This window comes from Streptococcus infantis, from assembly GCF_047460875.1.
In the GTDB taxonomy this organism is placed as follows: domain Bacteria; phylum Bacillota; class Bacilli; order Lactobacillales; family Streptococcaceae; genus Streptococcus; species Streptococcus infantis_AA.
This window is the reverse complement of record NZ_JASHFI010000026.1, coordinates 1-1,414: the sequence shown is the minus strand read 5'-3', so window position 1 is coordinate 1,414 and position 1,414 is coordinate 1. Positions and strand designations below refer to the sequence as shown.

Sequence of the window (1,414 nt, the reverse complement as noted above, 5' to 3'; positions counted from 1 at the left end):
GGCTCTATAATTTCTGTAGTGGGTAAAACCACCATAGGAATTATGGAGCCTATTTTGTTGTAGAAAAAAAGTCCCATAAGACCTATAATGAAAAGTGACCAAACCATCATTAGAAAGAATCTTATGGAACAATTAAATTTTATCACAAACTTACTCGAAATTAAAGACAAGAACATCATAATCTTGGATTATCTTGATGCTGGAACGCATAAAGAAATCATCGCTAAGCTAGATTATCCTGCTCCTAAGTGTCATCACTGCCTAGGGCAAATGACTAAATATGACTTCCAGAAAGAATCTAAAATCCCTTATCTAGAGTGTGCAGGCTATAAGACACTCATTCGATTGAGAAAACGCCGTTTCCGTTGTAAAGTCTGCGGGAAAATAACTGTCGCAAAGACTTCCTTAGTCAAAAAGAATCACCAAATCGCGACTATCGTCAACCAGAAAATCACTCAAAAATTAATCGAGAAAGTCCCTATGACGGCTATCGCAGAAAGTCTATCTGTCTCTACTTCGACAGTCATTCGTAAATTGAAAGAATTCAAATTCAAGACAGATTTATCTTTCCTTCCAACTCACATGTCTTGGGATGAATACAGCTTCAAGAAAGGTAAGATGAGCTTCATTGCACAGGATTTTGATTCCAGAAAGATCGTAGCTATCCTAGATGGGCGAACTCAAGTGACTATTCGCAATCATTTCCTTCGTTATTCTAGACAGGTGAGAAGTCGCGTGAAAGTCATTACCATGGATATGTTTAGCCCCTACTATGATATTGCCAGAAAACTTTTTTCTAACGCTAAAATCGTTCTCGACCGCTTTCACATTGTCCAACATCTCAGTCGAGCTATGAATCGTCTTCGCATCCAAGTCATGAATCAATTTAATAGAAAATCTCACGAATATAAAGCACTGAAACGTTACTGGAAACTCATTCAACAGGATAGCCGTAAACTCAGTGATAAACGTTTTTATCGCCCAACTTTTCGGTCACACTTAACCAATAAAGAAATTCTAGAAAAGCTACTTTCATACTCTCAAGAACTTAGACAGCACTACGACCTCTATCAACTCGTGCTCTTTCATTTTCAAGAGAAACAAACGGACCATTTCTTTAGTCTTATTGACGAAACAATTTCTTCTGTAAATCCTATTTTTCAAACTGTTTTTAAGACCTTTTTGAAAGACAAGGACAAAATCATGAACGCACTGGAACTGCCCTACTCAAACGCGAAACTAGAGGCTACTAATAACCTCATTAAGGTCATCAAGCACAATGCTTTTGGCTTCCGGAACTTTGAAAACTTTAAAACTAGAATCCTCATTGCTTTGAACATCAAAAAGGAGAGAACCATGTTGGTCCTCTCCAGGTTATAACTTTTCATCAACCCACTACAGTTGACAAAGAGCC

Annotated in this window: 1 protein-coding gene; it reads left to right on the top strand. The window is 37.6% G+C overall.

What is annotated here, in order from left to right; all coding sequences use genetic code 11:
• The first annotated feature begins 123 nt into the window (after window positions 1-123).
• Window positions 124-1,380: an ISL3 family transposase gene (locus tag QM887_RS09885; protein WP_414271437.1), complete on the top strand. Its 1,257-nt coding sequence runs from the start codon at window positions 124-126 to the stop codon at window positions 1,378-1,380.
• Window positions 1,381-1,414 lie beyond the last annotated feature (34 nt).